The organism is Sphingopyxis sp. Soil_C_28 (assembly GCF_057657055.1).
This window is the reverse complement of record NZ_JBDGJE010000001.1, coordinates 1,219,129-1,234,841: the sequence shown is the minus strand read 5'-3', so window position 1 is coordinate 1,234,841 and position 15,713 is coordinate 1,219,129. Positions and strand designations below refer to the sequence as shown.

Below are 15,713 nucleotides of genomic sequence, written 5' to 3'. Positions count from 1 at the left end.
TATGAAATTCGATTCCAACACCGCAGCCGTCGTGACCGGCGGGGCGTCGGGCCTCGGCCGCGCCACCGCGGAGGCGCTCGCCGCCTCGGGCGTGAAGGTCGCGATTTTCGATATCAACGAGGCGTTGGGCGAAGAGGTCGCGGCATCGATCGGCGGCCTTTTCTGCAAGGTCGACATCACCGACGAGCAATCGGTTTTAGATGGCTATGCGAAGGCGCGCGCGGCGCATGGACAGGAACGTATTTGCGTCCATTGCGCGATGACCTCGCGGCGTGGCAAGACGCTCGCCTATGACAAGGAAACTAGAACGTTCCGCCGCACGTCGACCGAAGATTATGCCTATGGCGTCGCCGGTATCCTGACCGCGAGCTATCGCATCGGGTCGATCGCTGCAGAAGGCATGGCGACGCTTCCGGAGATGGAAGACGGCGAACGCGGCGCTATCATCTTCACTGCTTCGGTCGCGGCGCAGGACGCGCAGATCGGACAGGTCATTTATGGGTCGGCCAAGGCCGGGGTGAATGGGCTTGTCCTGCCAATGGCGCGCGACCTGATGGACCTTGGCATCCGCGTCAATTCGATCATGCCCGGCGTCTTCGGAACCCCGCTGCTCGGCAATATGAACCCGAAGGTGAAGGAGAGCCTCGAAGCATCGGTTCCCTTCCCCAAGCGCCTCGGCAAGGCCGAGGAATATGCGAGCCTCGCAATGGAGATGGTTCGCAACACCTATTTCAATGGTCAGGCAGTCCGCCTCGACGGGGCGATCCGCATGGCCCCCCGTTAGACTCCCCGCCATTTAGCTTTTCAATCAACCGACGATCTTCGAAGCTCTTCCACGAAAGGATATCAACCATGGCCGAGGCCTATATCATCGACGCCGTCCGTACCCCCCGCGGGGTCGGCAAACCCGGCAAGGGCGCGCTGTCGCATCTTCACCCGCAGCACCTCGCCGCGACAGTGCTCGCAGCGATCCGCGACCGCAACAATCTCGACACCGCGACGGTCGACGATATCATCTGGTCGACGTCGAGCCAGAATGGCAAGCAGGGCGGCGACCTTGGCCGCATGGCGGCGCTGTCGGCGGGTTATGACACCAAGGCCAGCGGCACGACACTCGACCGCTTCTGCGGTGGCGGCATAACCTCCGTCAATCTGGCCGCCGCCAGCGTGATGAGCGGCATGGAAGATTGCGTGATCGCGGGCGGCACCGAGATGATGAGCTACACGACCGCCTACGCCGCCGAACAGGCCAATGCCGGCTTGCCCCAGCGTCTGATGGGGGCGGGACACGAAGCGCTCGACGAACTGCACCCGCAGTCGCATCAGGGTGTGTGCGGCGATGCCATCGCGACGATCGAAGGCATCAGCCGTGAGGCGCTAGACGCCCTCGCGCTCGTTAGCCAACAGCGCGCTGACCGTGCGATCAAGGAAGGCCGTTTCAACAAGTCGGTCGTGCCGGTCCTCAACACCGATGGCAGCGTCGCGCTCGACCATGAGGAATTCCCGCGACCCGAAACAACCGCCGAAGGCCTCGCGTCGCTGAAGCCCGCCTTCACCGGCCTGGCCGATTTCGACCTCGGTGGCGGCTTCACCTTCCGCAAGCAGGTCAACCGCCGCTACCCCGACGTCGAAATCCAGCATTTCCATCATGCCGGAAACTCGTCGGGCGTCGTCGATGGCGCCGCGGCGATCCTGCTGACGTCGAAGGAATATGCCGACAAGCATGGTCTGAAGCCGCGCGGCCGCGTCGTTGCCTATGCCAATATCGGCGACGATCCGACGCTCATGCTCAATGCGCCGGTTCCGGCGGCGAAGAAGGTGCTGGAAAAGGCAGGGCTGACGAAGAACGACATCGACGTCTGGGAAATCAACGAAGCCTTTTCGGTCGTCGCCGAAAAATTCATCCGCGACCTCGATCTCGACCGTGAAAAGGTGAACATCAACGGCGGCGCGATGGCGCTAGGCCATCCGATCGGTGCCACCGGATCGATCCTGATCGGCACGGCGCTCGACGAACTCGAACGTTCGGGCGGTCGCTATGGTCTTGTCACCATGTGCGCCGCCGGCGGCATGGCGCCCGCGATCATCATCGAACGTATCTGACGAACAGGAGACACACATGACCGGGCCGCTGAAGGGTATCAGGATCATCGAATTTGCGGGTATCGGTCCCGGTCCCTTCTGCGGCATGATGCTCGCCGATCATGGCGCCGAGGTGACCCGTATCGACCGCCCCGGCGGTTTCATGGACCCGCGCGACCCGCTGAGCCGCAACCGCAGGTCGATTATACTCGACATGAAGAAGCCGGAGGCGGTGCAGATTGCACGCGATCTTTGCAAAAGCGCCGACGGGATCATCGAGGGCTATCGGCCGGGCGTGATGGAACGGCTCGGACTTGGGCCCGAGGTGCTGCTCGCGGACAATCCGAAGCTCGTCTACGGGCGCATGACCGGCTGGGGTCAGTTTGGCCCCTATGCGCAGGCGGCGGGGCACGACATCAACTATATTTCGCTGTCGGGCGTGCTTCACGGCATCGGCCGCGCGGGCGAAAAGCCGGTGCCGCCTGCAAATTATGTAGGCGATTTCGGCGGTGGCGGGATGATGCTTGCCTTCGGCATGTCGAGCGCGCTCGTCCACGCCGCGCGAACCGGCGAGGGTCAGGTGATAGATTGCGCGATGACCGACGGGTCGGCGCTGCTCGCCGGGATGAGCTGGTGGTTCCACGCTGCCGGTCGGCTACAGGATCAGGCCGGCGTGAACATGCTCGACGGCGGCGCGCATTTCTATGACAGCTATGCCTGCTCTGACGGCAAGTTCATCTCGATCGGGTCGATCGAACCGCAATTCTATGCGCTGCTCCGCGAAAAAACCGGGCTGACTGACGACCCCGATTTCGACGCGCAGATGGACCCTACGCAATGGGGTCCGTTGAAGGGCAAGCTCACCGCTTTGTTCGCGACCAAGACCCGCGACGAATGGTGCGCGATCATGGAGATGAGCGATGTCTGCTTTGCGCCGATCCTGTCGCTCAGCGAAGCACCGCAGCATCCGCATAATGTCGAGCGGGAAACCTTCTTGACGGTCGGCGGCGCGGTCCAGCCCGCACCTGCGCCGCGCTATTCGGCGACGGTCAACGACACGCCGCGCCCCGCACCTGCCGTTGGGGCTGACAGCGACGCCGTGCTGGCGGGTCTGGGCTATGACGCGAACAGGATTGCCGCCGTTCGCGAAGGCGGCGCGGTGCGCTGACGGATCAGTCGGTGCGCGCGGTCATCGCTTCCCACAGGCCGCGCCCGCCGAACCCCGCAACCTGACGCCCGAGGATCTGCGCCCAGTGGGCATCATTTCCATGCGCGCCGCGCCAGCGCATCAGCGGGACGGTGACGCGCTGGAGGTCATATTCGCGCGTGAAACCGATCGCGCCATGGACCTGATGCGCAATGGCCGTGACGATACCAACGGCGCGGTTGGCGCGCAACTTCGCGGCGGCAATCTCGAAACCGGCGGCGTCCGCATCGAGCCTGGTCGCATCGAGCCGGGTAGCCATCGCAGCCGCAGCGGCATCGACTGCGGCAACTTCGCACGCCATGACGGCGAGCGATTGCTGTACCGCCTGAAATTTCCCGAGCGGGCGACCGAATTGCCGGCGCATGTTCACATGCTCGATCGAGAGTGCCAGCGCCTGCCCCATCGCGCCGGCCATCAGGCTGACGGTCGCGGCGGCGCGCAGTGGCATCGGAGCATGGCCAAGGCCTGAGAGGATCAGCTCCCCAATCGGCAGATCGGGGGCGGCGACCCCCGCTATATGCAGGACAGCATCGAGGTCGCCCCAGTCGCCGCCGAAGCCGTCCTTTTCTTCGGGCACGAGCAGCAAGGCAAATCCCGCCTCTTCGACCGACGCGATGTCGCCTGCGCCGGCGAATACCGTGCGTGCGGTGTCGCAGAGCATGTCGCGGGCCGCGCTCATCGCAGGCCCAATCCGCGCGCGATGATCCCGCGGATCACCTCGCGCGTGCCGCCGCGCAGCGAGAAACTGGGCGATGCGATGAGGAGCGCTCGGAGCAGACGTGCCAGATCGCTTTCACCGTTCCAGTCGCAGGCGAGGATCGCCTGAACGCGGCGCGGCATATCCTGTTCGAAGGCATTGCCGAGCTCCTTGACGACCGAGGCGTCGACCATTGGGTCCTCGCCCGCCGCCAGCTTAGCCGCGGTCGACATCGAGAGCTGGCGCAGCGTCCACATCTCGGCGGCGAGTTCGCCGATCAGCGCCACGACCGCGGGGTCGGGATCGGGGGCCGCCGCATCGATTAGCGCGGCGAAAAGCGCATGGCTCGACAGATAGCGTTCGGGCCCTGAGCGTTCGAGGCCGAGTTCGGCGGTGACCTGTTTCCACCCCTGCCCGCGCTCGCCGACCAGCGCGCCGTTGGGCACAAGCACATCGTCGAAGAATACTTCGTTGAAATCATGGTTGCCCGCCATGTCGATGATCGGGCGGATAGTAATGCCGGGCGTATCGAGGTCGATCAACAGCTGGCTGAGGCCCGCGTTGCGCTCGCTGCCTTCCTCGGTCCGTACCAGCGTCAGCATGATGTGCGAAAAATGCGCGCCGGTGGTCCATATTTTCTGGCCATTGACCCGCCAGCCTTCGGTTGTTTCGCGCGCTGCCGTCCGGACAGCGGCGAGGTCCGACCCGGCGCCCGGTTCAGACAGGCCGATGCAGGCGTAAAGCGCGCCCTTCGCGATGCCGGGAAGATAGCGCTCGCGTTGTTCTTCGCTGCCATAGCGCAAGATCAATGGGCCGGTCTGACGATCGGCGATCCAGTGTGCGCCGACGGGAGCACCCGCCGCCAGTAGTTCCTCGATCACCACATAGCGTTCGAGCGGGTGCCGGTCGCCGCCGCCATATCGTAACGGCAGCGTCATGCCGATATATCCCGCAGCGCCGAGCGCCCGGCTGAAATCCTGATCGAAGCTCGCCCAGCAATTGGCGCGCTTCACAACATCGCCTTGCGGCTGGTTCGCCGCCAGCCATGCCCGCAAATCGGCGCGTAGTGCGGCAACGTCGCCTGGCGGATCAAAAGGATAGAGTGCAAAGCCTTGCATGTCGCCACCGCCATGCAATAGCTTTCCGCAACAGCAAAGGAATTTTGAACATGGGCGAATTTTTGAGTGTCGAGCGGCGGGGCAAGATCGCGATCCTGACGATGATCAAGCCCGAGAGCATGAACGCGATCGGCACGCACGAAGATTGCCAGGACATCATCGACACATTGCGCGACCTTGGCGACGACCGCGGCGTCAGCGCGATCATCTTGACCGGCAGCGGTAAGGCATTCAGCGCCGGCGGCAATTTGAAAGGCATGCAGGATCGCACTGGAATCGGCGTACTCGACCAGCCCGATTCGACTCGCGCCAATTACCGCAAGGGCGTGCAGGCGGTGATCCGCGCGTTGATGGACTGCGAAGTGCCGATGATTGCCGCGGTCAACGGCCATGCGATCGGGCTCGGCTGCGACCTTGCCTGTACCTGCGATATCCGGATCGCCGCCGAGAGCGCGAAGTTCGCCTGCAGCTTTATCAAGGTCGGGATCGTCCCTGGGGACGGCGGTGCCTGGTTGCTTCAGAAGGTGCTAGGATATCCGCGTGCGGCCGAACTCTTCCTGACTGGCGACCGCTTTGACGCGGCCCAGGCAAAGGAATATGGTCTGGTTACGGACGTCGTGCCCGATGCCGAACTGCTCGACCGGGCTATCGCCGTTGCCGAGCGGATCGTCTGCAATCCGCCGCGCGCGCTGCGTCTGACGAAACGCCTGCTCCGCGAGGCGCAGCACAGCCGGATGAGCGATATTTTGGAACTCAGTGCAGCCTATCAGGCGATCGTTCATGAAACCGCGGATAACCGCGAGGCGATCAATGCCTTCGTCGAAAAGCGCCCCCCGGTGTTTACAGGAGAATGAAGATGATTGCCGAGCGAGTCCTGCCACTGGCCGGCATCCACAATTTCCGCGATTATGGCGGTTATGCTGTCGAAGGCGGCGGCCGCCTGCGCAACGGCATGCTGTGGCGGTCGGCGCATCATCAGGACGCAACCGACGACGACCTGACCGTCGTCGACAATCTGGGCATCGAGACGATCGTCGACCTGCGCGGCGACGACGAGCGCGCAGCGCATCCGTGCAGGCGGTCGACGGGTTTCTCGGCGCGGGTTCTGTTTGCCGATGGCAACACCGCGGGACTTGCGCCGCATTTGCAGGCTGCCGGCGGGACGATCGACAATGACACCGCGCGGTCGCGGATGGTCGATGTCTATGCCAGCATGCCCTATCGTCCGGTGCTGGTGAACACGCTGCGCCTCTATCTGTCGGCGCTCGCCGAATATGAAGCGCCGAGCCTGGTGCATTGCGTTGCGGGCAAGGACCGTACGGGTTTTGCCGTTGCCGTCGTCCACCGCCTTCTGGGGGTGCACGAGGACGATCTTATGCAGGATTATCTGCTCACTAACACCGCGGGCAAGATCGAGGAGCGTATCGCGCAGGGCGGCGACGTCATCCGCGCACGCTATGGCGCAGAGATACACGACGATGCGATCCGTACCCTGATGTCGGTCAACCCGATCTTCCTCGACGCGGCGCTGGCCACGGTGCGCCGCGATCATGGCGACGTCGCAACCTACGCCGAGTCGGTGTTGAACTTCACTCCCGAAATGCGCGAGTCGCTAACCGACAAGCTGGTGGTGACCTGACGGGGTTTAATTGCCCCGGACAAGCACCCCGCCCTTCACCACCGCGTCGACGCCTTCGAGCTGGCGCACATCGGTCAACGGATTGCCGTCGACCGCGACGATGTCGGCGTAGCGGCCGACTGCAATCGCGCCGACATCCTTTTCGCGGCCGAGCGCTTCGGCAGCGTTTTTCGTCGCAGCCTGGATCGCCTGCAACGGGGTCATCCCATATTCGACCATGACGCGGAACTGACCACCGACCTGCCCGTGCGGCATGACGCCCGCGTCGGAGCCGAACACCATCCGCACGCCCGCCTTCACCGCCTTGCGGAAATTATCGCGCTGGATTTGTGCGATCTCGCGATCCTTGCGCAGATTGTCCTCGAGCACGCCATTTTTTGCACCTTCGGCCTGCGTATATTCGGTGTTGTAGATATCCATCGAGAACCATACCGGCTGCTTGCGTGCGAGCGCCATGCGGATGCCCTCGTCATCGACCAGGCTGACATGCTCGATCGTGTCGATCCCGGCGGCAATCGCGGCGCGAATGCCCGCCGCGCCATGCGCATGCGCGGCGACACGCAGGCCCCATTGATGCGCCTCGTCGGCGATCGCGGCGAGTTCCTTTTCGGAAACCTGCAACTGGCCCGGTTCGGTGTTGCGCGAGAAGACGCCGCCGGTTGCGCAGACCTTGATCACTTCAGCGCCATATTTGCGCTGGCGCCGGACCTGATAGCGCAGTTCCTCGGGCGTATCGCCGATACCCTCTTCCTTTCCGTCCTTCTTCTCGAGGCTGGGCGGCAGAAAGGTGCTGTCGCAATGGCCGCCGGTGGCGCCGAGGGCGTAGCCCGCCGGGACGATGCGCGGGCCGGTTGCATAGCCCGCGTCGATCGCCTGTTTCAGGCCGATGTCGTTTCGGTCGCTCGATCCAACGTTGCGGACGGTGGTGAAGCCCGCGCCCAGCATGTCGTTGGCATTTTTGACCGCCGTCATGCCCCAGAAACTGTCGGTGAATTCGAGCCCGCGATAGCCGCCGATATCGGCCGGGCCGTCGAGATGGACGTGCATGTCGATCAGGCCGGGCAGCAGCGTCTTGTCACCAAGATCGATATGTTTGACGTTCGATCCCCAGCGCACGGTGCGCGCATCGGCAATGCCCGTGATGCGGCCGTCGGCGCCGACGAAGATTGCGGGAAACTCGACCGTCTTGCCGGTCAGCACGTCGATGTAGCGCGCGGCGGTAATGACCGTCTGTCCGGTCGTTTCCTGCGCCTGCGCCATCGCGGTTGCAGCGCCAAAAAACGCCGTCGAGCCCAAAGCGATTCCCCGCAGAAAACTGCCGAACTTCATTCGCGATTGCATGTTTACCTCGCCTGCTGTTGGTGCCCTTAAACCAGATGGCAAACCGGCGTAAAATAGGACAGCGGAAAATGCGTCAGGCGGTGATCTTGTGCCGCGCGAGATAGTCATAGTCGGGGCGGCAGGCGTCGGCGACCGCTTGCTCGTCGCCCGTCAGGTCGGGCACCGGCTTGTCGGGGACGCCGAAGCCCGTGCTCGATACGACCGCGTCGTACCAATGCGATCCCCAGATGCCGTCCGTCGGGTGCAATCCGGTCTCCCAGTGCAACATTGCTGCATCCCAAGCGATGTCGAGCGCGGCGCACAATTTTTGCAGCATCGCGGGAGGGTCGCGCAAGATGTCGGCGCTGTCGATCACCGGTGGCGCGTGGCCGAGCCGATCGGCTTCGCGATCGAAAAATTCGACCTGCTTGTCGGTGCCGAGATGGTCGGGGCGCACCGACACGCGCTTCGCGGCGTAGCTGGCGACGACGCGCGCGGGGTCGCGGATCAGGAAGGCATGGCGCAGCCCCGGCAGGTCGTCGTGCGCGATCGGGCCGACCATGTGATGCGCCATATGTTTCTGGTACCAGACCGGCGCGCCGGTCGGGCAAGGTCCGGTCATTGTCCGTGCGACGCCGTGCCATTCGCAATCCATCGACGCCATCACCGCATCCATCATCGGCTGCGGGTCGCCGGTTTGCTTGAGATACGCGCCATAAAAGGGTTCGTCGCTGACGAAGCTGTCGGCGCGGCTGCCGAAGCTGCGCATCATCGCGGTGGACAGGTTGCGCGGCCCCGACCACATCGCGATGCGCACGCCGTCGCTCACGGCCGCGAACGCCCGGCGATGTCGCGTTCGATGAGCGCCTTGTAGAACCCCTGCAATCGCTCGACCATCGGTCCCCTGCCCTCGGTCAGCTTGCGGCCGTCGACCGTATGCGCGGGGACCACCCCGGCGAATGTGCCGGTGACGAATGCCTCGTCGGCGCCATAGACATCGGTGAGCGAGAAATTCTTCTCATGGACCGGAATGTCATTCTCGCGGCACAGCATGATGACGTTGGCGCGGGTGATCCCGCCGAGGCAATAATCGCCGCTCGACGTCCAGACCTCGCCCCTGCGGATGATGAAGAAATGGGTCGAGTTGCACGTCGCGACGAAGCCGTGCGGGTCGAGCATCAGCGCCTCGTCGGCGCCGGCCTGGGCCGCCTGGATACAGGCGGTAATGCAATTGAGCTTGCTGTGGGAATTGAGCTTGGGGTCCTGCACCGCCGGATCGCCGCGGCGTACGTGGACGGTGAAGAGCGAGAGGCCCTTTTCGACCGTCACGGGTAGCGGATCCTTATGCTCTGCGATGATGACGATCGTCGCGGGCGAGATGACGACGCGCGGGTCCTGATAGGGGGTGGAGCGGATGCCGCGGGTGACCATCAGCCGGATATGGCACGCGTCCATGTCGTTGGCGTCGATCGTCGCGTAAAGGCGCTGTTCCAGCGCGTCCCGCGTGATCCCGATATCCATCGCAATCGCCTTTGCCCCTTCCCACAAGCGGTCGAGATGCTGGTCGAGGAAGGCCATGCGCCCCTTGTGGACGCGGATGCCCTCCCACACCCCGTCGCCGAGCATGAAGCCGCTGTCGAACACCGACACGCTTGCTTGCGCGCGGGGGACGAGGTCACCGTTGACATTGATAAGGATCGCGTCGTTGCGCGGGTCGGGGACGAAGTCGTGGGTGCCTTGAGCCATGCGGCGACGTTAGCTGCTTGTGCCTGCCTGTCGAGAGGGAAGGCTCACCCACCACGCCCCGAGCAGCGCGAAAGCGGCGCCGAGCATTGTGCCGCCCAAAATATCGCTCGCCCAGTGAACGCCGAGCATGATGCGCGAAAAGCCGTTTAGGACGATCATCGCCACCGCGAGCGTCCAGGCGAACGGCCGCCAGCGCGGTGGTGCAAGCGAGGCGAGGAGCAGATAGACGGTGGCGGCGCTCGTCGCATGGCCGCTGGGGTAGGAAAAGCTCGTCTGATGGTCGAGGTGGTCGATCACATCGGGGCGCGTGCGACCGAAGCCGAGCTTCATCAGGCTGGAAGCGAGATTGGCGAGCAGCGAGGTTCCGCCGAGTGCAACTGCGCAGCGCGGGCCGCACCAGTGCCAGACGAGTGCGCAGAGCAGGATGACGATGATCCATCGCGGTGTCCCACCACCGATCCAGCTCGCCCATTGCATGAAGGCGATGAAGTTCGGGTCGCTTTCGTCGACGCGGAGCGCGAGCGCGTGCGACACCCGCCAGTCGGTCGCCTGCGTCCACCCCGCGCCGACCGCAAGGCCGAGCAGAATGACTGCTGCAATCAGTGCCAATGCCGTCAAAATATATGTTGGTTTTCCAGTCATCTACAGTGGCCTAGTCCCGCTGTGCCGTGCGGGCCGCCGACTGGCGCCAGCTGTCCAGATGAGCGGCAAAGCGGCGCAGCTGTTCGGTGCCGCCGTCGATGTCGTTGTCGATCAGTCGAACTTCGCCCGACGCCCCTTCGGCATGATAGCGAAGATGGAGGCCGTGCCGAAACCGGGCGCCGAACCGTGCAGAGCCCGACAATCCGCCCGGCAGGCGATCGGCGCGATCGAAGACCGTCCCGGTGACCCTGTCGACGGGCAAGGGGGTGATCGCCGCACCATAGCTCGAGTGAAAATGGAGGTGGCCGTTTTCGATCTTCGCGGCGACCGATCGGGTCACTCCGCGCAGACCATGCCTGCCGACATAGAAAAGGCATATGCATCCGCTGATGATCAGAAGCGGGATCTTGAACGGCGCGAGCGGGTCGTGGCGTGGTGCCGGGGCGGGCAGTTCGATGTCGGGCAGGCGAATGGTTCGCTCCGGCGCCTCCCGCTCTGCGTACATCAGGTTCGCGACCATAAAGGCGATCGCCGCGCCCGCCAGGAAGAACAGCGCCTTGATGGCGCTGCCCGTCCGGGAGAAATGCAGGATCGACGGGTTCAAGCGGCCCGCCCTAGATGTGCAGCGAGCGCCCAAATGCGGCGAGTACGCCTTCGTGCATCGTTTCGCTGAGCGTCGGATGCGGGAAGACGGTGCCGATGAAATCATCCTCGACCAGTTCGGCGGTCTTGCCGATTGTATAGCCCTGAATCAGTTCGGTGACCTCGGCGCCGATCATGTGCGCGCCGAGCAGCTCGCCGGTCTTCGCGTCGAACACGGTCTTGGTAAAGCCCTCGGATTCGCCAAGCGCGATCGCCTTGCCGTTGCCGATGAAGGGGAAGGTGCCCGCCTTGACCTCGTAACCGAGCTCCTTGGCCTTCGCTTCGGTCAGGCCAACGCTCGCGATCTGCGGTCGGCAATAGGTGCAGCCGGGGATGTTTCGCGGGTCCATCGCGTGCGGGTGATTGCCCGCGATCGCTTCGACCGAAATCACCGATTCGTGCATTGCCTTGTGCGCGAGCCACGGCGGTGCGGTGACGTCGCCGATCGCCCAGATTCCGGGGACGTTGGTGCGGCACATCGCGTCGGTGTCGATATGGCCCTTGGTCGTCTTCACGCCGAGCGCTTCGAGCCCGATATTCTCGGTATTCGGGACGATGCCGATCGCGACGATCGCGTGGCTGAATTCGGCGCTTTCGGTCTTGCCGTCCTTGGTCTTGATCTTCGCGGTGACGCCGTTGGCGGTCGCCTTCAGTTCCTCGACGCCGGCGCCGGTTAAGATCGTCATACCCTGCTTCTTGAGCTGCTTTTCAAGGAAGGCCGACACGTCGGCATCCTCGACGGGGACGAGGCGGTCGAGCATTTCGACCACGGTCACGTCGCAGCCCATGTCGCTGTAGAAGCTCGCGAACTCGATCCCGATCGCGCCTGATCCGATAACGAGCAGCCTCGTTGGCATTTCGGGCGGGACGAGCGCGTGGCGATAGGTCCAGATGCGCTTGCCGTCGGCGGGCGCGAACGGCAGGTCGCGGGCGCGGGCGCCGGTCGCGACGATGATGTTCTTGGCGGTGAGGGTTTCGATCCCCTTCTCGCCTTTCACCTCGAGCTTGCCCGGCGCGGTGAGTTTGCCCTCGCCCATATGGACGGTGATCTTGTGCTTCTTCATCAGGAAGGCGACGCCTTGACTGAGCTGTTTTGCGACGCCGCGCGAACGCTTCACGACGGCGTCGATATCGGCGCTGATCTGCTGCGCGATCAGGCCGTAATCACCGGCATGCTGCATATAATGATAGATTTCGGCCGAGCGCAGCAGCGCTTTGGTCGGGATGCAGCCCCAGTTGAGGCAGATGCCGCCCAGATTCTCGCGCTCGACGATCGCGGTTTTCAGCCCAAGCTGCGCCGCGCGGATCGCTGCGACATAGCCGCCGGGTCCCGAGCCGAGGACGATGAGGTCGTAGTTGGTGTCAGTCATCTTATGCCACCAGTCCCAGCGGGCTTTCGACAAGTTCCTTGAAGGTCTTCATCAACAGCGCGCCGTCGGCGCCGTCGATCGCGCGATGGTCGAAGCTGCCGGTGGCCGACATGACGGTTGCGATCGCAAGCGCATCGTCGACGATATAGGGGCGCTTCTCGCCCGCGCCGATCGCCATGATCATGCCCTGCGGCGGGTTGATCACCGCGGTGAACTGCTTGATCCCCATCATGCCCATGTTCGAGATCGAGGCGGTACCGCCCTGATATTCGCTGGGCTGGAGCTTGCCCTCCTTCGCCTTCGCCGCGAGTTCGGACATTTCGGTCGAGATTTTCGACATCGATTTGCCGCCGGCGTCGGTGATGATCGGGGTGATCAGCCCGCCAGGGATGCTGACCGCGACCGAGATGTCGGCGCGCTTGTATTGGCGCATGACGTCGCCGCCGAAGCTAACGTTGCACGCAGGCACACGTTCGAGTGCGACCGCGAGCGCCTTGATCAGCATGTCGTTGACGCTGAGCTTGACGCCGCGGCTTTCGAGGCTGGCGTTGAGTTCGCCGCGCAGCTTGAGCAGCGCGTCGAGCCGGATGTCGACGGTCAGGTAGATGTGTGGCGATTGCTGCATCGACTCGGTCAGGCGGCGCGCGATCGTCTTGCGCATGCCCGACAGTTTTTCGTCTTCGTGCGGGATTCCGAAATCGGGGATAGAGCCAGCGGTGGCCGGCGCGGGGGCAGTTGCCGCCGGGGCAGAGGCTGCGGGAGCCGGCGCGGCGGTTGCAGCGGGGGCTGCGGCGCCAGCGGGCGCGCCCTCGAGATCGGCCTTCACGATACGGCCGCCCGGGCCGGTGCCCGTCAAGCTCTTGAGATCGATGCCCTGTTCGGCGGCGAGGCGCTTGGCGAGCGGGCTGGCCTTGATGCGCTCGCCCGATGCGGTGGGAGGGGTTGCCGGAGCCGGTGCGGGCGTCGGTGCAGGCGCTGCGGCGGGGGCTTGCGCTTCGGCCTTCGGTTCAGCGGCGGGAGCTGCAGCCGGGGCCAGCGCAGGAGCGGCCTTCGCGCTCCCGGCGTCTTCCCCCTCGCCCGCGATCACTGCGATCACGGTGCCGACCTTCACATTGTCCGTCCCCTCGGCGACGAGAATCTGGCTGACGACGCCTTCGTCGATCGCTTCGAATTCCATCGTCGCCTTGTCGGTTTCGATTTCGGCGAGCAGGTCGCCCGATTTGACCGTATCGCCTTCCTTGACCAGCCATTTGGCAAGGGTGCCTTCCTCCATCGTTGGCGAGAGGGCGGGCATTTTGAGTTCGATTGGCATGGTAAGGCGTGTCCCCTTGAACTTTGGGCGTCAGTCTCGCAGGCGTCGCCTGCCGCTACGGTTTGTTCCTCGCCTTAAGCCTTGCGTCGGTCAAGGTCTAGCGGGCCAACTTGCGTTTCATACGAATGTGACGCACTCTTTACCCCAAGCAAAAACACGAGGGGTCGGGGTGATGCGGACATATCTGGTGGTGATCGACGACAGTCCGGAGGCGTCGCTGGCGCTGCGTTTTGCGGCGCGGCGTGCCGCACGGACGGGCGGCGGCGTCATTGTGCTGGCGATCATCCCGCCGCAGGATTTCGTCGCGTTCGGCGGGGTCCAGGCGACGATCGAAGCCGAAGCGCGCGAGCACGCCGAGGAACTGGTGGCGGCAGCGGCCGACGCGGTGGTGCAAGAAGGCGTTACGCCGCAGACCATGATCAAGGCGGGCAAGCCCGCCGAAGTGGTGCGCGAAGTCATCGGTGCGAGCGACGAAGTCGCAGCGCTTGTGCTCGCCACTGCGGCGAGCGGCGCGCCGGGGCCGCTGGTCACGCATTTCACCGGACAGGATGCGGGTACGCTTCCCTGTCCGGTGATGCTGGTGCCGGGCGGGATCGATATCGCCCGGCTCGATGCGCTGAGTTAACGGAGCGTCAGGCTGGCGCGAGCCGCGGAAGGGCGGCGGCGCCCTTCGCCTCGAAAATCGCGAGATCCAGGACCACGACGGCCTGGATCGCGACGACCGCAATGCCAAGCCACGTCATCTGACTTGCGAAGATCGTAAGAACCGCAAAGCTCGCCGCGACCCACCCGAGGTTACCCACCGCAATCAGGTTCGCAAGGCCCTTGCTCGGCGCCTTCTGATGGGCGACGAACAGCATCAACAGCGCGGACGGCAGGCCGATCCAACCCGCGACGGTCACCACATCGGAGGGGAGGCCGAGCAGCGCAGCGACCGTCGCGGTCGCAAACACACACAGGACGAACAACGCCGTGCAGGTTACAGCGTCGATAATCAGGGTGTTCTTGAGATTGAAGATGGACATGATGTTTCTCCTTTCGAATGCCCGTCTCATCTGGTCCCGAAAATGCGGCTGGTCGATTACGCCAGAGGTAATGGAAAACAGGAAGGCGGAGGTATAGCTCTCCGGACAAGGGAGATGATGATGCAAGTCGCGACGCTGGGCGAGCAATTGCGCGAATGGCGCACCCGCCGCCGGATGAGTCAGATGGACCTCGCGCTCGATACCGAGATATCGACGCGCCACCTGAGCTTTATCGAGACGGGGCGATCGAAGCCGAGCGCCGCGATGCTTGCGCGGATCGCCGACTGCCTCGACGTGCCACACCGCGCGCGCAATGCAATGCTGCTCGCGGCGGGCTATGCGCCCGATTATCAGGAGCGGCCGCTCGACAGCGCCGAAATGGCCGGAATGCGCGCGATCGTCGAGCATGTGCTGAGGGGGCATGAGCCCTATCCCGCGCTGGCGGTCGACCGCCATTGGAACATGGTTGCAGCGAACGAGGCCATCGCGATCCTGATCGAGCAGGTGTCCCCCGCCCTTCTCGCGCCGCCGGTCAATGTATTGCGCATCGCGCTGCATCCTGAGGGCTTGGCGCCGCAGATCGTCAATCTCGGCGAATGGCGGGCGCATATCCTCCACCGGCTCGACTTGCAGATCGAGGCAAGCGCCGACGCAGGGCTGATCGCGCTGCGCGAGGAATTGGCGGGCTATGCGGTCGAGGCGAACGACAATGATGGAGGCCGTGCGAATGGCATCGCGGTGCCGTTGATCCTTGACACAGTTGCGGGGCGGATTTCGTTCGTGTCGACGGTGACGATCTTCGGGACTCCCGTCGATATCACGCTGTCGGAGCTGGCGATCGAAGCTTTCTTCCCTGCCGATGCCGAGAGCGCGGTTTTGTTACAGAAGCTGGCATCGCGATAATGCGAACCGA

General features: G+C 64.1%; 17 protein-coding genes. 7 read left to right on the top strand and 10 right to left on the bottom strand.

Going from position 1 to position 15,713, the window contains the following annotated elements:
- Window position 1 precedes the first annotated feature (1 nt).
- From AC3A43_RS05740 to AC3A43_RS05730, 3 genes are all read left to right on the top strand, one after another.
- Window positions 2-784 carry an SDR family NAD(P)-dependent oxidoreductase gene (locus AC3A43_RS05740; protein WP_487791567.1) on the top strand — a complete coding sequence of 261 codons (783 nt, stop codon included), beginning with the start codon at window positions 2-4 and terminating at the stop codon, window positions 782-784.
- A gap of 68 nt (window positions 785-852) precedes the next feature.
- Window positions 853-2,103: an acetyl-CoA C-acetyltransferase gene (locus tag AC3A43_RS05735; protein ID WP_487791566.1), complete on the top strand. Its 1,251-nt coding sequence runs from the start codon at window positions 853-855 to the stop codon at window positions 2,101-2,103.
- 16 nt (window positions 2,104-2,119) lie between these two features.
- Window positions 2,120-3,250, top strand: coding sequence for a CaiB/BaiF CoA transferase family protein (locus tag AC3A43_RS05730; protein ID WP_487791565.1), 1,131 nt, complete (start codon window positions 2,120-2,122; stop codon window positions 3,248-3,250).
- Window positions 3,251-3,254: 4 nt separating this feature from the next.
- On the opposite strand, the gene AC3A43_RS05725 is transcribed toward AC3A43_RS05730, so the two are convergent.
- Together AC3A43_RS05725 and AC3A43_RS05720 are read right to left on the bottom strand one after the other, a co-directional pair.
- Window positions 3,255-3,968, bottom strand: coding sequence for an acyl-CoA dehydrogenase family protein (locus AC3A43_RS05725; RefSeq protein ID WP_487791564.1), 714 nt, complete (start codon window positions 3,966-3,968; stop codon window positions 3,255-3,257).
- On the bottom strand, window positions 3,965-5,104 hold the full coding sequence (locus tag AC3A43_RS05720; protein WP_487791563.1) for an acyl-CoA dehydrogenase family protein: 1,140 nt from the start codon (window positions 5,102-5,104) through the stop codon (window positions 3,965-3,967). The genes AC3A43_RS05725 and AC3A43_RS05720 overlap by 4 nt, the downstream gene beginning before the upstream one ends.
- 50 nt (window positions 5,105-5,154) lie before the next feature.
- On the opposite strand from AC3A43_RS05720, the gene AC3A43_RS05715 reads away from it, so the two are divergent.
- Both AC3A43_RS05715 and AC3A43_RS05710 read left to right on the top strand, forming a co-directional pair.
- Window positions 5,155-5,958, top strand: coding sequence for a crotonase/enoyl-CoA hydratase family protein (locus AC3A43_RS05715; RefSeq protein WP_487791562.1), 804 nt, complete (start codon window positions 5,155-5,157; stop codon window positions 5,956-5,958).
- 2 nt (window positions 5,959-5,960) lie between these two features.
- Window positions 5,961-6,743, top strand: a complete 783-nt coding sequence (locus tag AC3A43_RS05710) for a tyrosine-protein phosphatase (RefSeq protein ID WP_487791561.1) — start codon at window positions 5,961-5,963, stop codon at window positions 6,741-6,743.
- Between the two features lie 6 nt (window positions 6,744-6,749).
- Here the strand turns inward: AC3A43_RS05710 and AC3A43_RS05705 are convergent, their stop codons facing one another.
- The 7 genes from AC3A43_RS05705 to AC3A43_RS05675 form a co-directional block, all read right to left on the bottom strand.
- The gene (locus AC3A43_RS05705) at window positions 6,750-8,084 is read right to left on the bottom strand and encodes a Xaa-Pro dipeptidase (RefSeq protein ID WP_487791560.1); all 1,335 of its coding nucleotides are present in this window, start codon (window positions 8,082-8,084) and stop codon (window positions 6,750-6,752) included.
- Between the two features lie 73 nt (window positions 8,085-8,157).
- A complete protein-coding gene (locus AC3A43_RS05700) occupies window positions 8,158-8,892 on the bottom strand; it encodes a sulfotransferase-like domain-containing protein (RefSeq protein ID WP_487791559.1) in 735 nt (244 codons plus the stop codon).
- Complete coding sequence (locus tag AC3A43_RS05695; protein ID WP_487791558.1) at window positions 8,889-9,809, bottom strand: aminotransferase class IV; 921 nt, start codon at window positions 9,807-9,809, stop codon at window positions 8,889-8,891. Before AC3A43_RS05695 ends, AC3A43_RS05700 begins: the two co-directional genes overlap by 4 nt.
- A 9-nt stretch (window positions 9,810-9,818) precedes the next feature.
- Entirely contained in the window at window positions 9,819-10,451 is a 633-nt protein-coding gene (locus AC3A43_RS05690; protein ID WP_487791557.1) for a phosphatase PAP2 family protein, read from the bottom strand.
- Between the two features lie 10 nt (window positions 10,452-10,461).
- Window positions 10,462-11,055 carry a hypothetical protein gene (locus AC3A43_RS05685; RefSeq protein ID WP_487791556.1) on the bottom strand — a complete coding sequence of 198 codons (594 nt, stop codon included), beginning with the start codon at window positions 11,053-11,055 and terminating at the stop codon, window positions 10,462-10,464.
- A gap of 10 nt (window positions 11,056-11,065) precedes the next feature.
- Window positions 11,066-12,463 (bottom strand): dihydrolipoyl dehydrogenase, encoded by a 1,398-nt coding sequence (lpdA, locus tag AC3A43_RS05680; RefSeq protein WP_487791555.1) that lies wholly within the window; start codon window positions 12,461-12,463, stop codon window positions 11,066-11,068.
- 1 nt (window position 12,464) lies between these two features.
- On the bottom strand, window positions 12,465-13,775 hold the full coding sequence (locus AC3A43_RS05675) for a pyruvate dehydrogenase complex dihydrolipoamide acetyltransferase (RefSeq protein WP_487791554.1): 1,311 nt from the start codon (window positions 13,773-13,775) through the stop codon (window positions 12,465-12,467).
- Window positions 13,776-13,947: 172 nt separating this feature from the next.
- Between AC3A43_RS05675 and AC3A43_RS05670 the strand changes: the two genes are divergently transcribed.
- Window positions 13,948-14,400: a universal stress protein gene (locus AC3A43_RS05670; protein WP_487791553.1), complete on the top strand. Its 453-nt coding sequence runs from the start codon at window positions 13,948-13,950 to the stop codon at window positions 14,398-14,400.
- Between the two features lie 7 nt (window positions 14,401-14,407).
- On the opposite strand, the gene AC3A43_RS05665 is transcribed toward AC3A43_RS05670, so the two are convergent.
- On the bottom strand, window positions 14,408-14,800 hold the full coding sequence (locus tag AC3A43_RS05665; RefSeq protein ID WP_487791552.1) for a hypothetical protein: 393 nt from the start codon (window positions 14,798-14,800) through the stop codon (window positions 14,408-14,410).
- A 114-nt stretch (window positions 14,801-14,914) separates the two neighbouring features.
- Between AC3A43_RS05665 and AC3A43_RS05660 the strand changes: the two genes are divergently transcribed.
- On the top strand, window positions 14,915-15,703 hold the full coding sequence (locus AC3A43_RS05660; protein WP_487791551.1) for a helix-turn-helix domain-containing protein: 789 nt from the start codon (window positions 14,915-14,917) through the stop codon (window positions 15,701-15,703).
- Window positions 15,704-15,713 lie beyond the last annotated feature (10 nt).

Bases quoted from the DNA above. Each gene is read 5' to 3' on its own strand.
- AC3A43_RS05690 (WP_487791557.1), bottom strand. From the start codon at position 10,451: ATGACTGGAAAACCAACATATATTTTGACGGCATTGGCACTGATTGCA.
- AC3A43_RS05725 (WP_487791564.1), bottom strand. From the start codon at position 3,968: ATGAGCGCGGCCCGCGACATGCTCTGCGACACCGCACGCACGGTATTC.
- AC3A43_RS05660 (WP_487791551.1), top strand. From the start codon at position 14,915: ATGATGATGCAAGTCGCGACGCTGGGCGAGCAATTGCGCGAATGGCGC.
- AC3A43_RS05715 (WP_487791562.1), top strand. From the start codon at position 5,155: ATGGGCGAATTTTTGAGTGTCGAGCGGCGGGGCAAGATCGCGATCCTG.
- lpdA (WP_487791555.1), bottom strand. From the start codon at position 12,463: ATGACTGACACCAACTACGACCTCATCGTCCTCGGCTCGGGACCCGGC.
- AC3A43_RS05705 (WP_487791560.1), bottom strand. From the start codon at position 8,084: ATGCAATCGCGAATGAAGTTCGGCAGTTTTCTGCGGGGAATCGCTTTG.
- AC3A43_RS05720 (WP_487791563.1), bottom strand. From the start codon at position 5,104: ATGCAAGGCTTTGCACTCTATCCTTTTGATCCGCCAGGCGACGTTGCC.
- AC3A43_RS05710 (WP_487791561.1), top strand. From the start codon at position 5,961: ATGATTGCCGAGCGAGTCCTGCCACTGGCCGGCATCCACAATTTCCGC.
- AC3A43_RS05695 (WP_487791558.1), bottom strand. From the start codon at position 9,809: ATGGCTCAAGGCACCCACGACTTCGTCCCCGACCCGCGCAACGACGCG.
- AC3A43_RS05665 (WP_487791552.1), bottom strand. From the start codon at position 14,800: ATGTCCATCTTCAATCTCAAGAACACCCTGATTATCGACGCTGTAACC.
- AC3A43_RS05675 (WP_487791554.1), bottom strand. From the start codon at position 13,775: ATGCCAATCGAACTCAAAATGCCCGCCCTCTCGCCAACGATGGAGGAA.
- AC3A43_RS05735 (WP_487791566.1), top strand. From the start codon at position 853: ATGGCCGAGGCCTATATCATCGACGCCGTCCGTACCCCCCGCGGGGTC.
- AC3A43_RS05670 (WP_487791553.1), top strand. From the start codon at position 13,948: ATGCGGACATATCTGGTGGTGATCGACGACAGTCCGGAGGCGTCGCTG.
- AC3A43_RS05740 (WP_487791567.1), top strand. From the start codon at position 2: ATGAAATTCGATTCCAACACCGCAGCCGTCGTGACCGGCGGGGCGTCG.
- AC3A43_RS05730 (WP_487791565.1), top strand. From the start codon at position 2,120: ATGACCGGGCCGCTGAAGGGTATCAGGATCATCGAATTTGCGGGTATC.